Raw genomic sequence first — 4,055 nt, 5'->3', positions numbered from 1 at the left:
AAAATCAGAAAGACAGGAAAACAAAACAGGAACAATAAAGGAAATACAAGAGAAATTATAGGGAAATGCGGAAAAAGGCATCCCGTCCAGGCGCCAGATACCCCCTCACATAGCGGGCGATTCCTTCCTCCAGAGCCGTGAAAGGCCTGTCATATCCAGCCGCCCTGATTCGGGTCATGTCCGCACAGGTATAGGACTGATACTGCCCCCGCAGCGCCTCAGGCATCTCCGTAAACGCCACATCACGAGGCCGCCCGGCCGCATCACACACGGCATACGCCAGATCGAGATAGCTCCGCGCCTCCCCGGTCCCGCAGTTGAAAAGCCCGCTCACCTCAGGATGATCATAAAGCCACAGCATGACATCCACGATGTCACCGACCCAGATGAAGTCCCGCTTCTGCTGACCATCCGCAATATCGGACCGGTCGGAACGGAACAGCCGGGCAGGATGACCGGCCACAACCTCATCATACTTGACCTTCACGACAGAGATCATCGACCCCTTGTGATACTCATTGGGACCATAAACGTTAAAGAACTTCAGGCCGGCCCATTGCGGCGGAGCATGGCCGCGCCCCGTCTCCCTGCGGACATGAAGGTCGAACGCATGCTTCGACCACCCGTAAAGATTCATCGGCTCCAGACCGGACAGACTCTCCAGACCATCGCGGAACAGCTCCGGCCGGTCCGCCGCACCATAAGTCGCCGCCGAAGACGCATAGATCAGCCGCGTCCCGTTACGCGCGCACCAGTCCCAGAGCATCGTCGATAACGCGACATTGGACTGCCACACGAGATCGCCGTCCCGCGCCGTCGTGGCACTTACGGCCCCGAGATGGAAAATCGCATCAACCGTCCCCGCCTGCGCGAGAAACGCCTCCAGCTCCTCCGGCGGCACGATCGCCAGCGGCGGAGAATGGTGAAGATTGCGCCATTTATCGCCCGAACGCAGCCGGTCCGAAACGACAGACACACACCCCCGTGCGGACAGAGCGGAAACGAGACAGGACCCGATGAATCCGGCGCCGCCGGTGACGATAATCATACCCTCTGTATAAGCCGGAGCCCCGCGTTCCGGAAATGCCTTCCACGCTCCCGGCACATTTTGCAGAAAAACCCCCTGATGGATTAAGGTGAAGGTAACGCTCGCAGGATAGCGTCAGAACCACGGCATTCCGGGGAGGATTGGCATGCCCGACAAACCACGTTTCTTTGATGACCTCGCAGGAATCGCCGGCGGCGCGATCTCCGCCCTGAGCGGCGCGAAAGAGGAAATCAATGCCATCGTCCGCGCCCGCGTGGATGAGGTTCTCGCCCAGCTGCAGGTCGTCCGGAGGGAAGAGTTCGACATCGTACGCGAAATGGCCGTCCTCGCCCGCTCCGCCCAGGAAGACGCGGAAAGCCGGATCAGCGCACTCGAACAGCGCATCTCGGAACTGGAAAGGAACAGCAGCCATCAGAACGGCGGATTCGCCTGAAAATCCTTCCAGTGCAGTATGTCCGCAACCCGGTCTCTTCACCCCAGGCCCAGGCCCAGGCCCGCGGGTCTTCTTCCCGCTTCACATAAAAGCCATGTCTGTCCCGGATATATTCAGTGATATGTTCGCTTCCGGAACAGACACATATTCAATCGCAGACCGGAACCGCCCCTCAGGAGATACGGTTCCCTGACCCGGAGACCATCACATGACAACACTGTCGATGACCCCCTCCCCTTCCTGCGACACCAACCCCCTCGATCTGATGGAGCAGATCGTCTGCAACTACGAATGGGCCTTCGATCGCCGCAATTCCTCCGAGATGGCGGCAGAAGCCCCCGGGAAATGGTGCGATTACGGGCTTTATTTCTCCTGGTCGGACGAGCTGAGCGCCCTGCACTTTACCTGTGCATTCGATCTCAAGGTGCCGGAAAAATACAGAAAATCCCTCTACGAACTGATCGCCCTGGCCAATGAACGCCTCTGGGTCGGACATTTCGGACTGGATCTGGAAACCGGCATGCCCCTGTTCCGCCACGCCATCCTCCTGCGCGGCGCACAGACCGCTTCCGCCGAAAGCCTCGAGGACATGATCGAGATCGCCATCTCAGAGTGCGAGCGATTCTATCCCGCCTTCCAGTTCGTCCTCTGGAGCGGAAAATCCGCAACAGAAGCCCTCGATGCCGCAATGCTCGACTGCGCCGGAGAAGCCTGATCATGACACCGGCCCCGTCCCTCCCCTCCATATTCCTCGTCGGATGCGGACAGATGGGCGGCGCCCTGTTCCGGGGATGGGAGAAAGCGGGCATCGCCCCCTCTCTCATCCTCGACCGTCACGCGGACAATATCCCCGCACCCCATAAAGTCATCCGCAGCCCCGCCGATATCCCGGACGATTTCCGCCCCGATGCGGTCATCCTCGCCACCAAGCCACAGAAAGCCGTGGATATCCTGCCCTTCCTCGCGCGCTTCTCACCCCGCGCGCCCGTGATCTCCGTCCTCGCCGGACGCACCGTCGCAGGGCTGCGCGACGGAATTCACGCCGCCGCCCCGGAGAATCCCGCCCCGGTCGTGATCCGCGCCATGCCCAACACACCGGCCGCCATCGGAAAAGGCATCACCGGATACTACGCCCCTCCCGAAGCCACGGCAGAACAGGTCAGCCTGTGCGAGGCCCTCCTCAGAGCTGCCGGAGACGTCGTGCGGGTGGAGACAGAATCCCTGATCGACAGTGTCACCGCCCTCTCCGGCAGCGGACCGGCCTATGTCTTCCTTCTGGCCGAACTGATGGAAAAAGCCGGAATCGAACAGGGACTGCCCGCCCCGGTCGCCCGCCTCCTCGCACGCCGGACCATCTCCGGCGCAGGCGCCCTGCTGGACGCCTCCCCTGAAGACGCCGCAGAACTCCGCCGCCGCGTTACAAGCCCCGGCGGCACCACGGAACGGGCCATCGCAGAACTCTCCGCCCCGGACGCATGGCCGCAGAACGTGTCCGATGCCATAAAAGCCGCCGCCCGCCGCGCCGCCGAACTGGCCGTCTGATCCTGCCGGTTGCAAAACCGGGAAACCTCTCTAAACAAAATCCTGTTTCCCAACGGGTCCGGAATACGGGATCAGCCGCATGAATACCGATCATCTCGATACTGCCCTGCTCGCCAGCGCCATGACTATCGCAGCAGAAAAAGGCTGGTCCTCCGTCACCCTGCCTGACGCCGCACGGGACGCAGGACTGGATATGGGGGAAGTCCGGAGACGGTTCCCGTTCAGAAATGCCCTGATGCTGCGCCTCGGCACACTGGCCGATCAGGCCGCCCTGGTGGATGACGGCAGCACAAGCCCGCCACAGGACGCACTCTTCGATCTCCTGATGCGCCGGTTCGACGTCTTCCAGCAGTACCGCACCGGCGTCATCGCCGTGATGAGCGCCCTGCCCTTCGATCCGATCCTCACCGCACTGCTCGGAATCGCAACCCTCGACAGCATGAAATGGATCGGCGCCGCCGCAGGCATCGATACCAGCGGCCCCGGAGGACTGCTCCGCGTCAAAGGCCTGACCGCCGTGTGGATGCACACACTCCGTGCATGGAAAAAAGACGAGAGCGAAGACCTGGGCAGCACCATGGCCGCCCTGGAAGAAGCCCTGGCAAAAGCCGCCCGCTTCGGCCTCCTTCGCGGCAGCCGGACAGCCGCAGACGACCACAGCGACACCCTGCCAGACCTGGAACTCGCCCCCGTCCCTTGACGCCGGACACCGATACGCTTACCCGGTTTCAGACACGGTGGGGCGTAGCCAAGTGGTAAGGCAGCGGATTTTGATTCCGCCATGCGGAGGTTCGAATCCTCCCGCCCCAGCCAGGCGTCTGTACATTTGGTAATCACAGACCCGCAGAACACGGCTTCAGATCGTCAGACGATATAATCTGAGCCGACTTACGTCGTGTCGTCAGTTAAGCAGTATGATGATTGAGGCGAACTGCACGGCTGCGAGGAAAGTAGAACTGCCTCCCCGGGCTCCTGAACTGAACCCGGTGGAAAACCTCTGGCAGTTCCTCAGAAATACATGGCTCTCAAACA

The 4,055-nt window shown here is 61.3% G+C and carries 5 protein-coding genes and 1 tRNA gene; 5 read left to right on the top strand and 1 reads right to left on the bottom strand.

Features of this window, described 5'->3' with window-relative positions; translation table 11 throughout:
• Window positions 1–55: 55 nt before the first annotated feature.
• Entirely contained in the window at window positions 56–1,048 is a 993-nt protein-coding gene (rfaD, locus tag LOC54_RS11570) for an ADP-glyceromanno-heptose 6-epimerase (protein ID WP_279313946.1), read from the bottom strand.
• Window positions 1,049–1,193: 145 nt separating this feature from the next.
• On the opposite strand from rfaD, the gene LOC54_RS11565 reads away from it, so the two are divergent.
• From LOC54_RS11565 to LOC54_RS11545, 5 genes are all read left to right on the top strand, one after another.
• Entirely contained in the window at window positions 1,194–1,481 is a 288-nt protein-coding gene (locus LOC54_RS11565; protein ID WP_279313945.1) for an accessory factor UbiK family protein, read from the top strand.
• Window positions 1,482–1,689: 208 nt separating this feature from the next.
• On the top strand, window positions 1,690–2,196 hold the full coding sequence (locus LOC54_RS11560) for a YbjN domain-containing protein (protein ID WP_279313944.1): 507 nt from the start codon (window positions 1,690–1,692) through the stop codon (window positions 2,194–2,196).
• Window positions 2,197–2,198: 2 nt separating this feature from the next.
• On the top strand, window positions 2,199–3,023 hold the full coding sequence (gene proC / locus LOC54_RS11555) for a pyrroline-5-carboxylate reductase (protein WP_279313943.1): 825 nt from the start codon (window positions 2,199–2,201) through the stop codon (window positions 3,021–3,023).
• A gap of 79 nt (window positions 3,024–3,102) precedes the next feature.
• A complete protein-coding gene (locus tag LOC54_RS11550; protein ID WP_279313942.1) occupies window positions 3,103–3,723 on the top strand; it encodes a TetR family transcriptional regulator in 621 nt (206 codons plus the stop codon).
• Between the two features lie 38 nt (window positions 3,724–3,761).
• Window positions 3,762–3,836, top strand: a tRNA-Gln gene (locus LOC54_RS11545).
• The last annotated feature ends 219 nt before the right edge of the window (window positions 3,837–4,055 follow it).

This window comes from Acetobacter sp. AN02 (assembly GCF_029759835.1).
Taxonomy (GTDB): domain Bacteria; phylum Pseudomonadota; class Alphaproteobacteria; order Acetobacterales; family Acetobacteraceae; genus Acetobacter.
Note: the sequence above shows the minus strand (reverse complement) of the source record. Positions and strands in the feature narration are given on the sequence as shown.

Excerpts from the sequence above, each read along its gene's own strand:
- LOC54_RS11560 (WP_279313944.1), top strand. The coding sequence starts at position 1,690 with ATGACAACACTGTCGATGACCCCCTCCCCTTCCTGCGACACCAACCCC.
- LOC54_RS11565 (WP_279313945.1), top strand. The coding sequence starts at position 1,194 with ATGCCCGACAAACCACGTTTCTTTGATGACCTCGCAGGAATCGCCGGC.
- LOC54_RS11550 (WP_279313942.1), top strand. The coding sequence starts at position 3,103 with ATGAATACCGATCATCTCGATACTGCCCTGCTCGCCAGCGCCATGACT.
- rfaD (WP_279313946.1), bottom strand. The coding sequence starts at position 1,048 with ATGATTATCGTCACCGGCGGCGCCGGATTCATCGGGTCCTGTCTCGTT.
- proC (WP_279313943.1), top strand. The coding sequence starts at position 2,199 with ATGACACCGGCCCCGTCCCTCCCCTCCATATTCCTCGTCGGATGCGGA.